This is a genomic window from Legionella donaldsonii (genome assembly GCF_900452385.1).
In the GTDB taxonomy this organism is placed as follows: Bacteria; Pseudomonadota; Gammaproteobacteria; order Legionellales; family Legionellaceae; genus Tatlockia; species Tatlockia donaldsonii.
In genome coordinates, this window is sequence record NZ_UGOA01000001.1 from 3,112,679 (window position 1) to 3,133,510 (window position 20,832).

Genomic DNA, 20,832 nt, shown 5'->3' on the forward strand with positions numbered 1-20,832 from the left:
GGCTCTTCCTTTATTTCTGCATCACATAAACACCAGGTGCCGTAGGCAACGCTTTATCGATGCCAGGCGGTGAAACGCGTTTTTGGGTATCCTGTTGCGTTAGCCAATCGTGCCAAGCTTGCCACCAGGAGTTGTCTCGTTTTTCTGCTCTATCTAGCCAGCGAGATGGGGCAAGGTAAGCCTCATTTCTCTTGCGTTCATGGATATAATAATAGCGCCCTAGATGGCCTAGCTCACTGACAATGCCCGCATTATGGCCACCACTGGTCAAAACGAACGTGATATCGCCATTGGCCATTAGATGAATTTTATACACAGACTTCCAGGGCGCCACGTGGTCTTTTTCAGTCCCCACAGCAAAAACCGGCACCTGAATATTTTCGGAGGCTATTGGTTCTCCTTCAACTGCAAACCGCCCCTCGGCAAAATCATTGTTTAAAAACAGTTTTTCAAGGTATTCGCTATGCATTTTATAAGGCATGCGGGTGGCATCCGCATTCCATGCAGTCAAATCAATCATGCCACGACTCATGCCATGTAGATAGTCTTGAATCATTTTAGACCAGATTAGATCGTAGGTCCGCAGCATTTGAAAAGAACCGGCCATTTGCTTGGTATCGAGATACCCCTGGTCCCACATCATATTCTTAAGAAAAGAAACTTCGCCTTCCGAGGCGAATAGCATCAATTCCCCTGCCTCCCTGAAATCCCCTTGAGCGGCGAGTAACGTCAGGCTATTGAGGCGCTTATCCCCATCTCTTGCCATTGCAGCCGCGGTAATCATCGCCAGTGTACCGCCTAAACAGTAACCCATCAGATTAATTTTAGCCTGAGGCAAGCTAGTCGAAACTGCATCAATAGCTGCCATCGCACCTTGCCGATAATAATCATCCATCCCTAAATTGCGATCATCACCATCGGGATTGCGCCATGAAACAATAAACACGGTGTGCCCTTGTCCAACGAGCCATTTCACCAGGGAATTGTTAGGCGACAAATCAAGAATATAATATTTCATGATCCAGGCAGGTAATATTAGAACCGGCTCTTTAAAAACAGTCTTTGTTTGTGGCTCGTATTGAATGAGCTCTATCAGATGGTTACTAAACACCACTCGCCCTGGAGTAACCGCCACATTTTTGCCTGGTATGAAATGTTCAGCACCTGCAGGTGGGGTACCAGTTATTCTCTCGAACAGGTCTTCAATGGCAATTTCAGTACCGCGAATCAGGTTAAGTCCATTCGAGCGAATCGTTTCGTGGAATAGATCAGGATTGGTCAAGGCAAAATTAGAGGGTGACCACGCATCAAGAAATTGTCGAGCCCAGAAGGAAACGGTGCGTTCAACAGGTTTAGGTAACCCTGGAACCTGGGTTGTGGCTCGTCGCCACCAATCTTCAACCTGAAGAAAACCCTCAGCAAACAGCCGCCAGGGCATGGCTTGCCAGCTTTCCTTATGGAAACGAACATCTTTACCACCCGCCGCCTTGTCAACGCAAATCACATTGTTAATACAATCATGGGCATGTAGGATATGATAGAGTGCTAATTCCAATAGCAATCCAGGGGATTCAGCCAGCTGAGACAGCCATACAAAATAAGCATTTCTGACAGAAGCGGGGCTGATACCGGCCGTGCCTTTGGCAAGATTGGCCTGAAAGGATTTATCAATAAATCTAAAAAAATTATCCAGTTCATGCATGCCATCAGGCGCACAACAAGGTTCATCTCCTGGCTCCATTGAACACTTTATTGCCTCGTTGTCTGAGTGGCGTGCCTTATTCGATGCATTCATAACCCTATCCTTGGTGTTATTATACGAGATAACAGTGAACGACTCTTGACTAATCCTCTGCCATCTCAATTAATGTGAAAGAATCTCATATCCTAAAATCAATCATAACCGATTGAATATTAGCACAAGATTCAATCGGTTATGATTGCCATCCTATGGCAATACGCTCAAGTTCAAACTTTTAATGGCTGATGGTTTAGAGCTTTTTTCTTCATATCCCCCTGCCAGCGCCACATGACATAAAGTACTGGAATCACAATTAAGGTCAGTAATAACGCTGAAAAAACGCCACCTACCATGGGAGCAGCAAGTCGCTTCATCACATCCGCACCAATACCAGTTGCCCACATAACCGGTAATAAACCCAATATGTTGGCCAATCCTGCCATCGCCATAGGACGAATACGTGATACGGAACAAAGCTGTACCGTTTGAATTAAATCGGGTAATGTGTTTAGTAACCCTTTTGCTTTCTTTTCATTGTAATCTGAATCAAGATAAGCCAGCATGACTGCACTGGTTTCAGCTGCAACACCGGCTAAAGCAATCATCCCGACCCATACTGCGATACTCATGTTATATCCTAGTAGAAGAAGCAACAAAAATCCGCCAAATAGTGCAAAAGGAACACCGAGCATCACCATCAAGGTCTCCGCAACACTGCGGAAGGTAAAATAGAATAAAATGAAAATAATCGCTAAAGTGAGTGGTACAAAAATTTTTAACCGCTCATAAACTCGTTGCATAAATTCATATTGGCCTGACCAGGCAAGGGTATAACCCGGAGGCAATTTAATTTTTGTTTTCACTTGTTGTTTTAAGTCCTCAACATAACTGCCAATATCTCGGCCGCTGATGTCTATAAAGACATAACCCGCCAACATCCCATTCTCATCACGAACCATGGCAGGGCCTGAACGAAAAGTTAACGTGACTAATTGGGCAATCGGCACTTCTGCGCCACTGGGTGTTTTAACCAAAATGCGATTTAATTTATCGGGATCATCACGTAACTCTCGTAAATAACGCACATTGATGGGATAGCGCTCGCGACCTTCAATGGTGGTCGCAATATTCTCACCACCGACTGCCGATTCAATAATTCGATTGACATCCATGATGGTCAAACCATAACGAGCCAGTTGATCGCGATTGATTTCAAAATCAAGAAAATAACCACCCGCTACCCGTTCTGCATAAGTTGTTCGCGTTCCAGGTACTTCTTTAGCAAGCATTTCAATTTCTTTACCAATGGATTCAATTTTCTTTATGTCTGGTCCAAAAATTTTAATTCCTAAGGCGGTACGAATTCCTGTAGTGAGCATGTCATTGCGCGCTTTAATCGGCATGGTCCAGGCGTTGCTCACACCCGGAAATTGCAATGCTTTGTCCATTTCGGCGATCAAACTTTCATAAGTCACCCCTTTACGCCAAGATGCCTTAGGCTTTAACTCCACAATCACTTCCATCATATTAAACGGTGATGGATCGGTGGATGTTTCAGCTCGCCCCGTTTTTCCAAAAACATGGTCGACTTCGGGAAATGCCTTTAATTTTTTATCCATTTCTTGGAGCAAGGCTGAGGCTTGGGTCACAGAAATCCCGGGCAAGGTGACAGGCATGTATAAAATCGTACCTTCATAAAGAGGTGGCATGAATTCAGTACCAATCATTTTGTAAAGAGGGATAGTAGATAAAGCGAATAGAACCGCAACCGCCATGACAGAATTACGATGTTTTAAGGCTAATTTTAAAACGGGGGCATAAATTTTTTGCAAGAAACGAGTAATCGGATGCTTTTGTTCAGGGATAATTCGTCCGCGCACTAAAATAGGTAATAACATCGGGATTAAGGTAATGGCTAACAACGCACTCATGAAAATAGCTAAGTTTTTTGTATAAGCTAAAGGTGAAAATAACCTACCTTCTTGGGCTTCCAAGGTAAAAACAGGCATGAAAGATATCGCTATAACCAGCAACGAAGCAAAAATAGCTGGACCTACTTCTTTAGCAGAATCAATTAAAACACGGGTACGATCCCCTTGACTCCCTGATGCTTCCCAATCAGCTAATCGTTTATGGGCATTATCGACCATGATAATGGCTGCATCCACCATATCCCCAATGGCCACGATAATGCCGCCAATCGACATGATGTTAAGGCCAATATTGAAAAAATAAATGGGAATAAACGAGATTAAAATCGCAAGCGGCAAGGTAATAATCGGAATTAAAGCCGAGCGGAAATGCCCTAAAAACACAATAATTAATAAGCCAACCACAATAAGCTCTTCAATCAAATTCCAATTGGCTGTTGAGATTGCTTCACGAATGAGATTGCTGCGATCATAAACAGGGACTATCTTAATGCCTTCAGGAATTGCAGAGGCCAATTCGTTCAATTTGGTCTTTATCCGATGCAATACTTCCAACACATCTTCGCCAAAGCGCATAATGACAATGCCGCCGACCGTTTCCCCTTGGCCATTTAAATCAACTACCCCACGACGCATGTCCGAACCCAGCTGCACGGTCGCCACATCACGTAACAAAATGGGTGTTCCATTCGCATTGATTCCCACCGCAATTTTTTCGATATCATCCGTTGATTTAATGTAACCTCGTCCACGAATCATATATTCCGCTCCCGAGAACTCAATAACCCGTCCTCCAGTGTCATTATTACTCATGCGAATTTTTTCGATAATTTCTGGGATTGACAGGTTATAGGCGAGAACTTTAACTGGATCTAAATTGATTTGATATTGCTTGACAAAGCCACCCACACTGGCCACTTCAGATACCCCAGGAACGCTTCTTAACCAATAACGTAAATACCAATCTTGAAAAGTACGTAATTCAGCTAAATTATGTTTTCCTGATTCATCGACCAAGGCGTATTGATAAATCCAGCCTACCGGTGTCGCATCAGGTCCTAATTGCGGGGTTACTCCTTCAGGCAATTTTCCAGCCAGTTGACTCATGTATTCCAAGACGCGAGATCGTGCCCAATAAATATCTGTTCCGTCTTTAAAAATGATGTAAACATAAGAAAATCCAAAATCAGAAAAACCACGTACAGCAACCACATTGGGTGCGGATAAAAGAGCCGTTACAATGGGATAAGTCACTTGATCTTCCATAAGATCTGGTGAGCGGCCCATCCAGGTGGTATATACAATGACCTGTGTGTCCGAAATATCAGGCAAGGCATCCATGCGGGTATTTTTCAAGGCCAACCAGCCCATTAAGGAAAATCCAAGCACAAAGAGCAACACAATAAATCGATTGCATGCACAAAACTCAATGATTCGCTCAACCATAAAATCCCTTTTTATTAATGTTGCATACCACCCATTGCTGCTTTTAACTGACTTTCAGAATCAATCAGGAAATTTGCTGAAGTAATGACCTTCTCTCCTTCCTTGACTCCTTGCTTTATTTCAATCAAATCCCCTGCTCTCACGCCCAATGTTACGTCTCGCCACTCAATTTTGCCATTGCCATGATAGATAAAAACCACTGCTCGCTCACCAGTGAGTAACACTGCATTTTTATTCACAACAAGAAGCTTCCCTAAAGGGATTTTTAATGCCAAATTGACATACATACCAGGCTTTAATTGTTCGCCTTGGTTATCCACCTCAAATCGAACCTTAGCGGTACGTGTTTTCATATCCACCGTGGGATAAATAAAATCAAGCTTGGCCTTAAATAACTTATTTGGCAAATAGGCCAGTGTCACATCAGCCGTTTGTCCAACCTGAATATAAGACAATTCATATTCATAAATATCCCCTAAAATCCATAAGCGGGACAAATCAGCAATCGTGTACAGTTCATCCCCTGGTTCAATACGCATGCCTGCAAGCGCCATTTTCTTAATCACTGTCCCTTGAATTGGTGAATCAATGGTCATCGTTCTTGTCACTTTGCCTGTGCGTTTGAGTTGCTCAATTTCTTTTTCAGAAATTCCCCATAACAAAAGCCTTTGATAAGCCGCTTGAAAAGCACCTTGGGCACCTGTTGCAGCTTTTGACGTTGCATTTTTTCCTAAGATTTTTTGCGCATGAAGTGCGAGTAAGTATTCTTGTTGGGTTGAAACAAGATCAGGGCTATACACAGTAAAAAGCGCTTGCCCTTGCTTCACCTGTTCGCCAGTAAAATTGACGAATAATTGTTCTATCCAGCCGTCAAAGCGTACATGAACATGGGCCACAAGTCGCTCATCAGCTTCAATACGTCCTACAGTCCGAATCGTTTTATCGACCATTTGAGAAGAGGCGGACTCAAATGTTATGCCAATGGATTGCAAGCGCCCAGGATCGATAACAATCTCATTCTTCGATGTGGACTGTTTCATATCCATCGTGCCATGTTCATCGTTTGTTCCTTGGGCATGAGCTATTTGTAGAATAACCAACAAGCTAGGAATGAGAACGAACTGTTTAATCACCATAAAATTCATAAGAAAGTCCCTGTGGTTTCTTCTATCTGAGTAATTGCTTTTTCATGTTGAACAATTTCACTGTGTAATTCCAATTCATTCTCTTGCAGGGTTAATAAATTATTGAGTAGCGTTAAAAAGTCCACTTTGCCCACGCCATAGGTTGCTTGCGAAGAGGTAAACGTTAATGTGGCTTGAGGAATAATGGTGTATTGAATCAATTGAATTAATTGCGCTGAGCGTTGTGCCAAAAGAAAAGCATTTTTTACCTGAAATGAAAGCGTTTGGTAGGTAGTATGGAGGTCTTCTATCTCAGCATTGTAGCGAGCAAGTGATTCCCTAACTCCATTATTTTGCTTTTGCATAAAATAAAGGGGTACCGTTGCTTTCAGTAAGACTTGATAGCCTTTGGTGTGCATTGCCGTATCATGCAACCGTCCTCCTTCGATTTCAACATCAGGAAAATAATCCATTTTACTTAATTGAACACCTTGACGTCCCTTTTCTACATTTCTTTGTTGCATTTTTAACTGTGGCGAGCGGCGTTTAAGCAGTGCATCAAAGTGTTTTATATCATATCGCATGGATGTTACGGACAAAGATGAAGGGGTGTGAATCGCAATATCCAGGGAACGATTTAAAAGACGATTAATATCGGCCTCTAGTGAAGCTCGTTCTTGCCTTAATATCACCAAGCGCATGAGAAGGCGCGAAATTTCCGTTTGCGCTCGAAAAACATCTTGCTGCGGTGTCTTGCCAACGCTGTAATTGGTACGCGCACTTTGTTCCATATCTTCAAGAAGGAGTTGATTTTTTTGCAAAATATCAATCGATTTATTAACAAAATAAAGGTCATAATAAATTCGTTTTAGTTGTGCAATAACGGTTAAGCTGGTTGCTTGATACTCTGCCACAGCTCGTTTTGCCTCAAGCGTTGCTATCCGTCCTCGGACCACTAACTTCCCAGGAAATGGAATTTCTTGACTACCGCCTAGCATTTGCTCTTTTCTCGGATCTACATCTCCAGGAATATTGCCAGACATGTTAATATAACCTGCATTGATCATGGGATCAGGCAGTGCGCGCGCTTGGGGAATAGCATGATTTGCTGCCAACCAACGATCACGCGCAGCCTTAATTTGGGGATTACATCTCATGGCTTCCTGGATAAGCGCAGATAACATGGGTGAAGGCTTTGCATGGACTACTAATGAACCAATAGAAACATTGACTAATACAATAGCGATGCAACACCAAACGATTTTTTTAAAATTAAAACGCCTCATTGGACCTCTTCCTTAACAATTTTTGAGTTTCCAATACTAATAAAGGAATCATTCCTAAAGCCACCCAAAGTAAGCACTGTGTTAATGAGACAGCACTAATCCCAAAAATGGCTTGTAACATTGGAATATGATGAATCAATAACTGCAGTGAAAAACTGATACTTACGACAAAAAACAATCGTATATTTGAAAAAAACCCGAGTTGCCAAATTGTTTTTGTTCGGCTGCGTGCACCAAACGCACGTAACAGATTCGCAGTCACTAATACTGAAAAAGCGGCATCTCGCGCCTGTATCAAATCACCATTTACTAAGTACTCGTAGCCAAAAATACTAAGCACTACTAAAGAGGTTAGAAAACCAATAAAAGCCACGCGACGTAAGAAAAATGCATCCATAAATGGCTTTTTAGGATCTCTTGGAGGACGATTAAGAGTCCCAGGCTCTGTCATTTCAGTTGCCAGAGCAATTCCTGGTAACCCATCCGTGACTAAGTTAATCCATAATAATTGGACAGGTAATAGGGGTAAGGGCCATCCTATTAAAAGAGCCACAAATACTATCAGTAATTCGCTGGCATTCCCGGCTAATAAATAAGCGAGCGTTTTTGAGATATTGTCGTAAATTGTACGACCTTCCTCAATGCCCGCTACGATGGAAGTAAAACTATTATCCATAATAATAACATCTGCTGCTTCCTTGGTAACTGCGGTACCTGTTTTCCCCATCGCAATGCCAATCGATGCTTCTTTTAATGCTGGCGCGTCATTAACACCATCGCCAGTCATCGCAACGATCATTTGATTTTTTTTCCAGGCACGAACTATTTTTAATTTATGCTCTGCAGACACCCGAGCATAGACTGCAATTTCTTTGACACATTTCAGGAACTCATCGTCTGACATGTTATCAAGTTCGATTCCTGTTATTAATCGATCCCTTGCATTTAAAATACCAAGCTCTTCGGCAATCGCTTTTGCCGTATCCGGGTGATCACCTGTGATCATCACGGGTTTGATGCCGGCTAGTTTACATCGCCTAACAGAGTCTTTTACATCCGCATGGGGTGGGTCTTGTAGTCCGACAAGCCCTAAAAAAACCAGATTATTTTCGATGTCCTCGTCGGCTATTTTACTAGATGAGAACTCTAACTCTAATCGACGCTCGGCAAAAGCCAAAAGTCGTAGTGCTTCACTTGCCATTAATTGACAAGATTGTTGCATACGAGCCCGATCATCAGATGTAATTTCTTTTATTCCATGGCGGGTCAATAGATGGGTGCAGCGCTCCAAAATGATTTCCGGAGCCCCTTTTACAAAAACAGATAATTGATCACCCTCTCGACATAAAACTGTCATACGTTTACGTTCGGAATTAAAAGGCAATTCTCTGACACGAGGAAGAGTAGACATTAGTTCATCACGCCAAAGTCCAGCTTTAGCCGCTGCAACCAATAGCGCAATTTCAGTCGGGTCGCCCACAGCGGACAATTGATTATTTTTCAAGGTTAGTTCAGCGTTATTGCAAGCAACGGCTGCTCGTAAGGCAGTCTTTAATAGATTATCTTCCGAGATTTTGATTGGTTGACTTTGGCGAGTATAATGGCCTGTTAAGTTATAACCTTCACCAACAATATTATAAATACCCTCAGCGGTAATAAGCTTTCTCGCCGTCATTTCCCCAACTGTTAACGTCCCAGTTTTATCGGTACATATAATTTGTAGGCATCCCATTGTTTCCACAGCAGATATTCGTCTGACTAATACAGCGCGTCGTACCATACGTTGCACACTTAGCGCTAATGCAACAGTCACCACCGCAGTTAATCCTTCAGGAATGGCAGCAACTGCCAAGCTTATTGAACTCATGAATAATTTAAAAACTGGAATATTGCGAAATAACCCTAATACAAAAATTAAAATGACAATCGAAAAACAAATAGACAATAAATAAGAGCTAACTTGATTTAATCTCTTTTGTAAGGGCGTCTCATCGCGTGAAGCTTCGCCTAGCATCAAAGCAATATGTCCCATTTCAGTCTGCATTCCGGTGGCTACCACAATGGCGCGCCCCGTACCATTTGAGACCGAAGTCCCCATGAAAACCATGTTTTTTCGATCAGCTAACGGTGTTTCTGCAGCACAAGAATTGATATTTTTCGCAATAGGTAATGATTCCCCAGTCAGTGGTGCTTCGTTTATTTTTAATGATGACAAGTCGATAAGACGTGCATCTGCTGCAATTAAATCACCACTTTCAAAAAGGATAAGGTCTCCAGGTACAATATCAGGAGTAGGAACCATCTTCGCATGCCCATCACGTAATACAGTGGCTTTTGGGGCGGCCATTTGTTGTAATGCTAAAATAGCGCGATCTGCACGATATTCTAAAACAAAACCAATGACAGCATTTAGTGCAACAATAGCAAAAATAGCAATCGCATTTACCTTCTCACCGAGTAAAAATGAAATAACGGCTGAACCTAGAAGTACCCAAATAACTAAACTATTTAATTGTCGTATAAAAATTATTAAGGGAGACGTTTTTTTTTGTTTGACCAATAGATTGGGGCCTAATTCCTTTAATCGACGCTCCGCTTCAATTTGAGTTAATCCTTGGGACAAATCCATTTTGAAACCAGCAGCGATATCCTGGGATGTTCTCTCATGCCATATTTGTTTCATTGCATCTATCCTTTGCATTCAATTTATCCATTTTTAGCTAGCAGAACATCAAGAGGCATCGGCAACAAACAATTGCGCCTATTTCATTCTATGAAGGATAGACGACATTTACCGCATCATTATCTAAAAGGGTAGATAACTTCCTGTTCTAATTAATAATAAGCGATAACTTATTTCTCGTCTAATTAGAATAAAATAGAACTATTTGTAAACTAATATTTTATTAAATTAATGCACAAAATAATCATTATTTTCAGAAAAATACTTAAGCAGTTAATAGGGTAAATTCTTTTGTTTTATTTATAGATTAATTCTGGTGAACAAGAAAATGTATTTTGCATTCATTATGAGTCCATAGAGATTAACTTTTTAAATAAAAACATCCCTCTTATTTGTAAAAAACAAATACTCAAAAGTAAGCCCAGTCACACTAAAAAATTACCCTACTTACAGCGATAGGCCTTACCTACTAATCCATGTTGATTAACCAGGTGCGTTTTCGGATTACCCGAAAATGTTGACTGATGTTGGGTAATAATCAGGGTATTTGCTCCTAAAAGAGCCGCTTTATTTTTTAAAATATTGAGTTCATCTTGATACAAATGCTCATGGGATTGATACGATTGGGTAACCCCATTTACATCGTAAGCAGATATTTTGTCCAAATACTGACAACTTCGGCTGAGCTTACCTGCTTTGACTACTTTGATTTGAGCTCCTTCTGAAGTGAGCGCTACATTTTTACTACAACTTGAAAGCCCAACTAAGAGCGTAACTAATAGACAATAGCTCGTCTTTTTTCTCATTTAATGCTCCTTGTTATTCTTTATTCTCTTTTAATTTAAAATGAGTCAATGCCATTTAATAAATGAATCATACTCTAGGTGCACGCTCGCTAAAACCTCCTCAGCTAATCATAAATCATGAATGCATCTCATGCGTCATGGTTAAAGGAGGCATAGCAACTCCTTTATAATGAACCAGGGTCATCATCCCACCTTCTTGATGATACAGCATATGACAATGCATCATCCAATTACCCGGATTATCCGTATCAAATTGCACCTTCACCGTGGAATGAGGCAAAACCAGTACGGTATCTTGGATCGCGCCGTTTTTAATGGCTTTTCCATCAATTTCAGTCACTTCAAACACATGACCATGTAAATGCATGGGATGAGCCATAGTGGTCTGATTGTGAAACACCATCTCTACCCGTTTATTGGAAGTGACTTGCAAAGGTTTTATATGAGGCCAAGCCTGTTTATTAATGGACCAAGTATAACCCATCATATCACCCTCCAGACTGACAACCAGCGTGTGCCCAGGATTTTGTGGTTTTAAGGGATTTACTGCCTTGAGCTTGAGTTCCTGGTCGTAATTGAGTGCACCCGCTGTTGAATCCGCTTGCTCTTTAAGGACAGGAATAGTTGCTTTTGGTGTGGCAAGAATAAGGCCCGTTTGCATGGACGTGCCCTCACCTTGTGCAAGGATAGGATAAGCCTTTTCACCGACAGGAATTTTAACCAGTACATCCAGGCGTTGTCCTACTGGTAATTGAAACTGATTGGATTTCACAGGCTTAATCGGCTGACCATCAATGGCAATGGCCTCACCCTGTAACTGTCCCGTGTTGAGAAAAAAATTGGTCATCGCAGAGCCCGCTATAAAGCGCAAGCGTACGGTATCGCCAGGACGAACAGAGACGATTTCAGGATTTTTAAGGGTGCGGTAATTAGTAAGAAAGGCATCATAGGCCACATCATTTAAATCAAGCGTTGCCTGCTTGCCATCCACGGAAGCCATTCCACCGCCATGGTGCATGTGCGCCATTTCGCCGTGTTTTAATTCGGCAAAAATGAGTTCCGGTTTTTTATAACTAAAATCACCAATGAATAACGTGACGTCCTTAGTGCTTTGGACCTCATCAGGATCGGATATAATGAGTGGAGCCGACAAGAACTGTTGGACTTGCAAGTCATGATGCGAATGCATCCAATAAGTCCCAGATTGTTTTAACGGAAAATGATAATGGTATTCACCACCTGGCGGAATAGGAGCCTGAGTGATGTAAGGCACACCATCTTGATCATTAGGAACCATCAAACCATGCCAGTGTACTGCCGTAGGTTTATCCGTCTGGTTTTTTACAATAGCGTCAAACATCTGTCCCTTTATCCCATGAAAACCCCAAGTCCCATCGGGCTGTTCTATTTTAAACAGTTCACTTGCTTTACCATTGATGGTGGTCGTGTATTTTTTGATAAGGAGTACGGTGGGTTTCGCAGGTTGCGACACAGGCGCATTAGCGCCTGCAATTAGGTTATTTAAAGCTAAAACAGTGAACAATAAACTGCGAACAACTAACATCATAACAGCTTCCTGGATTAATTAGGGGCAACAGGAGTATACAGCGCACGTAACTGCACTAACACCTTTTGTAATTTTTGCCAATTGGTTTGTGTGCCTTCTTTATCCTTGTTATCGCCTGTTTTGTCAAGACGAGTGGCCAATTGGTCAACATAGCTTAAATTGTTTTGCAGTGTTTTTTTCTGCTCCTCCGATAAGTCCTTGCTTAATGCAGGTAACGCGTTGACTAAATCACGAATGGCAAACGCATGTTCGTGTATGGAGGTCAGCTGATTATCGGTTATCGCTTTCTCGATGGACGCAGCATGCTTATCTACAGCCTGCCAAATGGCTGGAATGGTTTTAGGAATGACTTCAGTTTGCTCTTCAGTCGGGTTAGCAAATACCTGGGAGTAGCCACAAACCATCAAAACACTGGCTATAAGCCCCAACCAAAAGTGTTTTTTTTGTTTCAAAGTACTATGCATCATGTTTTTTCTCCTTGAGTAGTTTCATTAAAAGCAGTACGTTTTTCTCGCCACACTTCGATGGCGTTATACACGGTAGGCACTACAAACATATTTAAGACCGTCGATGTAAATAATCCACCTAAAAGTACCTGAGCCAAAGGACGCTCCAATTCTTTACCTGCAGGTGAGCCCCATAATAGAGGAAATAACCCCAATGCGGCCGTTGCGGCAGTCATTAATACCGGCACCAAGCGATCCATAGTACCATCAAAAACCACTTGTTCTCGAGTTTTGCCCTGCAAGCGTAATTGATTGTAATGACTCACCAAAATGATTCCGTTTCTCGCAGCAATACCAAACAAAGTAATAAAGCCGATCATAGCCGCCACACTCATCTCACCGCTAACCACAAACAACGAAATGACCCCACCAATGAGTGCTAAAGGCAAATTAAACATCACCAATAGCGCTTCTCTAAAAGTGCCAAAGGCTTTATGCAGTAAAATCAGCATGATAAAAATCACCAATCCACCAAAGGCCAAAATAACTTTGGACGCTTGTTGCTGGCTTTCAAACTGGCCACCGTATTGAATAAAATAACCGGTGGGGAGTTTAATTTTTTGTTGTACTCGCTGTTGCACCTCAGTAATCACACTGCCTAAATCGCGGCCCTGCACATTAAAGCCAATGACTAACAAACGTTGCACCTTCTCACGATTAATGGCAAAAGGTTGCGGTTTCAATTCAATCTCAGCCACGGCGCGCAGGGGTATTTGCGCCGTGCTGTTTTCCCCCACCCCATGCGCATCAATGAGCATGTTTTGAATGGCTTTAACGCTATCACGTCCTGGTTTATCCATCCGCAGATATAAATCAAAGGTTCGTTGTCCTTCTAAAACACTGGATACACTGACGCCATTCAGCAACACCTGCACGTCTTCAGAAATCTGCCCAACATTGACTCCATAACGCGCTGCTTTTTCGCGATCAAGCTTTATCACCAGCTGCGACACTTTAATCTGCTGCTCCTTATTTACATCCACCACCCCGGGTACTGATTTTAAAAGGGCCTCCATCGACTGCCCTAACTCATTAAGTGTGGATAAATTATCCCCAAAAATTTTAACGGCCACTTGAGCTCGAACGCCGGAAAGTACCTCATCCATGCGATGGGCGATGAATTGGCCCACGTTAAATACCGTGCCTGGAATATTGGCCAAATCCGCACGGATACGACGCAGCAGTTCATCCGGTGGCATGGATTTGTCTTTAGCAAAATCAAGGCGCACATCAAACTCACTGACATTAGGTGGCAAGGCATCCTCATCCAATTCACTGCGTCCAGCACGCTGCGCAATGGAAATCACTTGCGGGTAGCGAAGTAAAACCTTTTGCACCTGTTGGCCTAAACGCATGGATTCATCCAGTGAGGTTCCAGGCAAGGTACTCATTGCGACAATAAAGTTGCCCTCATGAAACTCCGGTAAAAAAGAAGTACCGAAAAAAGGAAGTAACGCCAAAGCAAAAATAAACGCAGACAGGGCCAGGGCGAGCACTATTTTGCAGTGCGATACGGACCATTGGAGTGCTTTTAGAAAATGTTTTTTTAGCCACAAGACAAAACGAGTTTCGGATTCCCCTTCGTGATTTGCTTCGCGCTCAACCGTATAATGTCGCTCCTTTTGCGATAAGGCATGCAAACTGACTTCGGCATCGTGTTGTTTTTCCTGGCGATGTACCAGCAACAGGTAGCACAAAGCGGGTACCATGGTGATGGAGACCACCAGAGAACCTAATACGGAGGCAATGTAGGCAATGGCTAAAGGGCTAAAAATGCGCTCTGCAATACCTGACAAAAAGAAGATGGGTAAAAAGACGAGACTGATAATTATCGTTGCATAAACCACCGAACTGCGAATTTCAAGGACTGCATCAAAAACCACTTCAATGGTGGGTAAGGGATGAGCTTCCTGACGATTAATCCGTAAGCGATGCACGACGTTTTCAACCGTAATGATGCCGTCATCAACCACTTCGCCAATGGCAATCGCCATACCACCTAAGGTCATGGAATTAATGCCAATGCCAAAATAATGCAGGACTAAAATACCAACCACGAATGAAACCGGCATGGACAAAAAGGTAATAAAAGAAGCACGCCAATTCATCAAAAAGACAAAAAGAATCGCAATGACAATCACCGCACCTTCAAGCAGGGCTCGTGTTAAATTGTGAATAGCGGATTCAATAAAATTGGCCTGGCGAAATACATTGGTCATTAAGGTTACATCAGCAGGCAGTGCTCTTTTAATTTCTGCAAGTGCCCTTTCTACTTTAGCTGTGGTTGTGACCGTATCGGCCCCATAGGCTTTAGAGACGGTACCAATCACGGCATTTTGGGTATTATAGCTCCCATCACCGCGTTTAATCTCACCACCAAAAGCAACGTGCGCAATATTATTAATGGTAATAGGCACACCATTACGAACAACAATCAACGTTTTTTTAATGTCGGCTAAGGATTGAATACGCCCCATGGTACCCACCACCATTTCAGTTCCTGCCTGATGCAAAAAAGCACCAGGCACATTTTGATTGGCAGAAGTCAAGGCTTGGCGTACCTCTTCCACGGTGATTCGATACGCTAACATGCGCTCGGGAATAAGACGTACCTGGTATTGCTTGACCTCGCCACCAATGGATACCACAGAGGCCACGCCGCCTAGTGCCAGAATCCGTGGTCGAATAGTCCAGTCCGAAATAGTACGCAAGGTTTCAGGGCTTGCGGTATCACTGACCAAAGCGTATTTAACCAACCATCCCACGGCAGAGGTAACCGGTAACATCACCGGCGAACCAACCCCAGGTGGCAAGCGATTAGTCACTTGCTGAATGCGTTCATTCACCAATTGGCGATTACGGTAGATGTCGGTTTGGTCATCAAATACGACCGTGATAGTAGAAAGACCCACGGACGTTTTAGAACGCACGCTAACCACCCCAGGCGTGCCGTTAATTGCACTTTCCAAAGGATAGGTAATTAAGGTTTCCACATCCTGGGTTGCCATACCTGGGGCTTGAGTTTGCACCACCACTTGCGGTGGGGCAAACTCAGGAAATACATCCACAGGCATTTGTTTTAAGGTATAGCCACCTAACAAACACAAAACCAAGGTGAGTGCCAAAATTAAAAGACGATTATGCAAAGACCAGGCAATGAGGTGCGTAAACATTAATGGGGCTCCTCATGACCTAATCGGGATTTGCCACCGCTAGTTAAGGATAAGGTATACAGTTCCTGATTGCCTTGGATGACCACCTCATCACCGGGTACAAGTCCTTCTTTTATTTCCGTATAACTGTCGTCACTGGCACCAACACGCACATTCACCCGCTCATAGTTATTGCCTGTGCGTACAAAGACAAACGAGACATTATCCACCTCAAGAATCGCGTTGCTTGGTACAGTCAGTGCCGCATTGGCATAGCGTAAAACAAGATTAGCCCGCACAAACATACCTGGCTTTAATACGTTGTCTTGATTATCCAAGCGGATTTGGACATTAACGGTACGCGTTAAAGCATCCAAATTGGGCTCAATGAGTGTCACTTTGCCTGGAAAAATCTGCTTGGGATAACTTAATGCATGAACATTAACCTTCTGCCCTACTTTAACGCGGCTTAAGTCTTCTTCATATACTTGCGCTACAACAAGCAACTGGTTCCGATTACTGACATGAAACAAAACGGTATTAGGCTCCACTGCCTGTCCCAAATTAACATTACGTGCATCAATAACCCCATCAATCGGGGATTTCACCGCCACACTAGGCGGTGGATTGCCAATTAAACGCGATTGCACCGTAGCCAAAGCCTGGTCTTTGACTACTTTATCACCTAAATTGGCATTAATGGCCGTCACAGCCCCACTGATTCGTACACTGACATCGGCTTGAGCATCGGGCAACAACTGAATTTGGCCATTAAGAGTCAGCAATTCTGCCATAGGACGAGGGGTCGCATCAGCCACCTCAATACCCAACATTTGAGTTTGCTCCTTGGTCAATTGTACAGGTCCCGCTTTTCCCCCCTCATTGACCTCAATTTCATCCCCATGTGCACTTACTGAATGTGCATTTAAGAAGAGGCACAAAACAATCGCCGCACTCAGTCCTGTTTTAATCTTTTGTTGCCAAGTCATAACCATTGTCATTCCTCTGATAGGCTAAATACGAACACAGTCCCTTGGGTTTATCTGTACCCATTGCAGTACATAATGCAACATACACCTGAAAATATTTCTCTAACGTATTTAAATAAGCATTCTGTAAATCATTTTGTTGGCGCTGAATTTGCAATACATTTAACAGTGAAATTTGACCATTCTGATAGGCATCTTGTGCCAATTTTATATTCTCAATACTTAAACGAAGGGAGGTGTTTTTGGCCTGCACAAGACTGGCGTGCAAGGCGTTAAGCTGCGCGTAATTGCTGGCTACTTCCGTTTCAATAGCAAGATTTAAAGCGCGTAGCGCCATGAGGGCTTGGGTTCCTGTGGCGGCTGCCTCAAGGATACGCCCCTGATTAGCATTTAATAGAGGCAGGGGAATGGAAAGAGTGACCCCTAAAGTGCGATCAGCTGGCTGTGGCGGTCCATTTTCTACAACAATCTTATCTTGTTGAACGCCAAGACCCAAAGTCCAATCTGCAAAGCGTTGGGCTTTCGCAAGACGCCTGTCGGCATTGGCTCTACCCACCGCCAACCAAAGACTTTGTCGGTCAGGGCGATGCTGTAAAGCAAAGGACTGTAACGTTTGAAGTTTAAGGAGTTTGAGGTGGATTGGTGTCTCTAATTGGATCCTCAACGGTTGATTGGCTTTCCGACCGAGTAATTGATTCAAGGTAGCGTATTGACTGATGCGAAGGCTGTGCAAAAGATGCTTGTCTTGCTCAATGCGCTGGTATTCAATACGCGCCGAATTATCATCGAGCTTGGAAATTTCAGCAGCATGATAGCGATCATGAATCACGTTCACCAGCTCCCGATTAATACGCAGTAAATAATTGGCTTGTTGCAAGCGCTTCTCAGTAACCACAAGTGCATAAAAAGCAACAGCTACTTTAGCGCTTAACTGACGTTCCGCTTCTCGAATTTCAGCCCTGGCGCGTTCTACATCAATACGGGCTACTGTTTTTTGTTTGGCAATACGCCCAGAAATAGGAAACGCTTGGGTAAAGGCCGCACTTCGAGAATATTCGCCTTCATTATTAAACAGTCTGTCGTCGTTATTCGACACATTAAAATTGGGGTTTGACCAAAGCCCTGCTTGCACTAATCGACCCGCAGCAATAGCGACATTGAAACGTGCTGCCCTTAAATCTTTGTTATGGTCTATAGCTAGTTGGGTTAATTCCTTAAGGCTTACAGCAGGCTGAGCGCTCACAACAAAAGAGCAAAACACAAGTATTAAAGTGAGTAAACAACGCTCATTCACCCTGATTAAATGCTTCGCTTGCCCTAAAAAAATTCTTTTTAGGGGTAAGGAACAGGCTGGTATGAGTTGATAACCCCAAGAATCGTTCATACGTGTAACCACCGTAGGCGAAGCGCATTCCCAATGACGGATACCGAGCTCAATGACATGGCAGCAGCAGCAATAATTGGGCTTAAAAGCATCCCAGTCATAGGATACAAGACCCCTGCAGCAATGGGCACACCTAGTGCATTGTAAATAAATGCAAAAAACAGATTTTGGCGGATATTGCGCATCGTCGCCTGCGATAAACGCCTGGCCTTTAAAATGCCATTTAAATCACCACGCAATAAGGTAACCCCTGCACTTTCTATCGCCACATCCGTGCCCGTTCCCATGGCAATACCAATGTCGGCTTTGGCAAGTGCTGGCGCATCATTGACCCCGTCTCCTGCCATAACAACAATACGACCTTTAGCCTTCAATTCACCCACAATACGACTTTTATCTTCAGGCATGACTTCAGCCATCACGTGCTTTATGCCCAATTTAGCGGCAACTGCCTCACCGGTTTTTTTACTGTCCCCAGTCAGCATAAAAATTTCAATTCCATCCTCCTGAAGTTCGCGAATGGCATCGGGTGTTGTGGCTTTAATCGGGTCTTCGACAGCCAAAATCGCAGCCGCTTTACCGTCCACTGCCATGAACATCACAGTAGCCCCTTCGGCCCGTAGTTTATCGGCTTTTGCCACTAACAGATTACTGTGAACACCGAACTCTTGCATCAACTTGGCATTACCGATGCCAATGGAACGCCCCTCGATTATTCCAGTCACCCCTTTGCCCGTCGGCGCATTAAACTCTGAAACATGAGATAAAGTCAGCTTTTTCTCTTTTGCTGCAGCCACAATGGCATTGGCCAGCGGATGCTCACTGTTGTTTTCTAATGCCGCAGCCCAAGCCAACACTTCATCTTCTTCAAACTCATCGGCCGTAATAATTTGTGTCAGCTTTGGATGTCCTTCAGTTAATGTACCCGTTTTATCAACCACTAAAGCATTCACTTTCTCCATGTGCTCCAGCGCTTCTGCATTTTTTATTAAGACTCCATTTCGCGCACCAAGTCCAACTCCGACCATAATCGACATCGGTGTGGCAAGGCCCAAGGCACAAGGACAAGCAATAATGAGCACCGAAACTGCCGCAATGAGACCGTAGCTGAATGCTGGTTGCGGGCCATAGAGTACCCATATACTAAAGGACGCCACTGCAATCAAAATAACAATAGGCACAAACCAGGAAGACACGGTATCTGCCAAACGCTGGATTGGGGCACGACTTCGTTGTGCCTCACTCACCATCTGTACAATGCGCGCCAGCATCGTGTCACTTCCCACATGCAAGGCTTTCATGATAAAACTACCGGTCTGATTCATTGTCGCACCAATGACTTGGCTACCCACATCCTTAGCTACGGGCATAGGTTCACCAGTAACCATCGATTCATCTACATGACTATGACCTTCTTGTACTTCGCCATCAACAGGTATTTTCTCACCAGGTCGTACGCGCAGCAAATCACCTTTATGGACTGCATCAAGAGATAGCTCCTCTTCGGTGCCATCTTCTCTCAAACGATGTGCACTCTCAGGGGCTAGTGTCAGTAAGGCACGAATCGCACTACCCGTTTGTTCGCGCGCTTTGAGCTCCAACACTTGTCCTAACAAAACCAAAGTAGTAATCACTGCAGCTGCCTCAAAATAAACGGCTACCACACCTTCTTTACGAAAGACTGCTGGGAATAGTTGTGGGAATAAGGTGGCCACTAAGCTGTAAACCCAAGCTACACCGATACCCATGGCAATCAAGGTAAACATGTTCAGCCGCGTCTTTAGCGATTGAAATGCCCGCACAAAGAAAGGCCAACTTCCCCACAAAACAACAGGCGTTGCCAGGGCCATCTGCATCCACGTGGATTGACTTGAAGAGAGGTGAGATATTCTTCCATGTCCACTCATTTCAAGAATAAAAACAGGTAGAGTCAAAATGAGGGAGACCCAAAAACGGCGGCGCATATCCCGATATTCAGGACTAACTTCCTCAATTATCGTCGCAGTAACTGGCTCCAGGGTCATGCCACAAATCGGGCAGTTGCCTGGATGAGATTGACGAATTTCTGGGTGCATGGGGCAAGTGTAAATCACCTCGCCACCTTCGTTAGGAGAAGCGGCCTTTCCTTGATACATGTTTTGCTTGGAATGACAACACTTATGGTTCATTGCGCCTTCCGTGGATTTTCCATGATCATGATGATGTTCGTGTGACATA

At 43.5% G+C, this 20,832-nt stretch carries 12 protein-coding genes; all 12 read right to left on the reverse strand.

Annotation, left to right across the window (positions count from 1 at the left end):
• Positions 1–10 precede the first annotated feature (10 nt).
• Positions 11–1,741, reverse strand: a complete 1,731-nt coding sequence (locus DYC89_RS14080) for a PHA/PHB synthase family protein (protein WP_245954049.1) — start codon at positions 1,739–1,741, stop codon at positions 11–13.
• 227 nt (positions 1,742–1,968) lie between these two features.
• Positions 1,969–5,118: an efflux RND transporter permease subunit gene (locus DYC89_RS14085; protein WP_115222359.1), complete on the reverse strand. Its 3,150-nt coding sequence runs from the start codon at positions 5,116–5,118 to the stop codon at positions 1,969–1,971.
• Positions 5,119–5,132: 14 nt separating this feature from the next.
• Positions 5,133–6,263 (reverse strand): efflux RND transporter periplasmic adaptor subunit, encoded by a 1,131-nt coding sequence (locus tag DYC89_RS14090; RefSeq protein ID WP_115222360.1) that lies wholly within the window; start codon positions 6,261–6,263, stop codon positions 5,133–5,135.
• Entirely contained in the window at positions 6,260–7,528 is a 1,269-nt protein-coding gene (locus DYC89_RS14095; RefSeq protein ID WP_115222361.1) for a TolC family protein, read from the reverse strand. The genes DYC89_RS14090 and DYC89_RS14095 overlap by 4 nt, the downstream gene beginning before the upstream one ends.
• Positions 7,515–10,211, reverse strand: a complete 2,697-nt coding sequence (locus tag DYC89_RS14100) for a cation-translocating P-type ATPase (protein ID WP_115222362.1) — start codon at positions 10,209–10,211, stop codon at positions 7,515–7,517. The genes DYC89_RS14095 and DYC89_RS14100 overlap by 14 nt, the downstream gene beginning before the upstream one ends.
• 443 nt (positions 10,212–10,654) lie before the next feature.
• On the reverse strand, positions 10,655–11,017 hold the full coding sequence (locus DYC89_RS14105) for a DUF4156 domain-containing protein (protein WP_115222363.1): 363 nt from the start codon (positions 11,015–11,017) through the stop codon (positions 10,655–10,657).
• Positions 11,018–11,132: 115 nt separating this feature from the next.
• Positions 11,133–12,584, reverse strand: coding sequence for a multicopper oxidase family protein (locus tag DYC89_RS14110; RefSeq protein ID WP_245954011.1), 1,452 nt, complete (start codon positions 12,582–12,584; stop codon positions 11,133–11,135).
• A gap of 14 nt (positions 12,585–12,598) precedes the next feature.
• Positions 12,599–13,051, reverse strand: coding sequence for a transporter (locus tag DYC89_RS14115; RefSeq protein WP_115222364.1), 453 nt, complete (start codon positions 13,049–13,051; stop codon positions 12,599–12,601).
• Positions 13,048–16,263, reverse strand: a complete 3,216-nt coding sequence (locus DYC89_RS14120) for an efflux RND transporter permease subunit (RefSeq protein WP_115222365.1) — start codon at positions 16,261–16,263, stop codon at positions 13,048–13,050. The genes DYC89_RS14115 and DYC89_RS14120 overlap by 4 nt, the downstream gene beginning before the upstream one ends.
• Positions 16,263–17,231, reverse strand: a complete 969-nt coding sequence (locus tag DYC89_RS14125; protein WP_425451558.1) for an efflux RND transporter periplasmic adaptor subunit — start codon at positions 17,229–17,231, stop codon at positions 16,263–16,265. Before DYC89_RS14125 ends, DYC89_RS14120 begins: the two co-directional genes overlap by 1 nt.
• The gene (locus DYC89_RS14130) at positions 17,209–18,615 is read right to left on the reverse strand and encodes a TolC family protein (protein WP_115222367.1); all 1,407 of its coding nucleotides are present in this window, start codon (positions 18,613–18,615) and stop codon (positions 17,209–17,211) included. The genes DYC89_RS14125 and DYC89_RS14130 overlap by 23 nt, the downstream gene beginning before the upstream one ends.
• A complete protein-coding gene (locus DYC89_RS14135) occupies positions 18,612–20,831 on the reverse strand; it encodes a copper-transporting P-type ATPase (RefSeq protein WP_181879412.1) in 2,220 nt (739 codons plus the stop codon). Before DYC89_RS14135 ends, DYC89_RS14130 begins: the two co-directional genes overlap by 4 nt.
• Position 20,832: the final 1 nt, after the last annotated feature.

Excerpts from the sequence above, each read along its gene's own strand:
- DYC89_RS14095 (WP_115222361.1), bottom strand. The coding sequence starts at position 7,528 with ATGAGGCGTTTTAATTTTAAAAAAATCGTTTGGTGTTGCATCGCTATT.
- DYC89_RS14085 (WP_115222359.1), bottom strand. The coding sequence starts at position 5,118 with ATGGTTGAGCGAATCATTGAGTTTTGTGCATGCAATCGATTTATTGTG.
- DYC89_RS14125 (WP_425451558.1), bottom strand. The coding sequence starts at position 17,231 with ATGACTTGGCAACAAAAGATTAAAACAGGACTGAGTGCGGCGATTGTT.
- DYC89_RS14080 (WP_245954049.1), bottom strand. The coding sequence starts at position 1,741 with ATGGAGCCAGGAGATGAACCTTGTTGTGCGCCTGATGGCATGCATGAA.
- DYC89_RS14135 (WP_181879412.1), bottom strand. The coding sequence starts at position 20,831 with ATGTCACACGAACATCATCATGATCATGGAAAATCCACGGAAGGCGCA.
- DYC89_RS14110 (WP_245954011.1), bottom strand. The coding sequence starts at position 12,584 with ATGATGTTAGTTGTTCGCAGTTTATTGTTCACTGTTTTAGCTTTAAAT.
- DYC89_RS14130 (WP_115222367.1), bottom strand. The coding sequence starts at position 18,615 with ATGAACGATTCTTGGGGTTATCAACTCATACCAGCCTGTTCCTTACCC.
- DYC89_RS14120 (WP_115222365.1), bottom strand. The coding sequence starts at position 16,263 with ATGTTTACGCACCTCATTGCCTGGTCTTTGCATAATCGTCTTTTAATT.
- DYC89_RS14105 (WP_115222363.1), bottom strand. The coding sequence starts at position 11,017 with ATGAGAAAAAAGACGAGCTATTGTCTATTAGTTACGCTCTTAGTTGGG.
- DYC89_RS14115 (WP_115222364.1), bottom strand. The coding sequence starts at position 13,051 with ATGATGCATAGTACTTTGAAACAAAAAAAACACTTTTGGTTGGGGCTT.
- DYC89_RS14090 (WP_115222360.1), bottom strand. The coding sequence starts at position 6,263 with ATGAATTTTATGGTGATTAAACAGTTCGTTCTCATTCCTAGCTTGTTG.
- DYC89_RS14100 (WP_115222362.1), bottom strand. The coding sequence starts at position 10,211 with ATGAAACAAATATGGCATGAGAGAACATCCCAGGATATCGCTGCTGGT.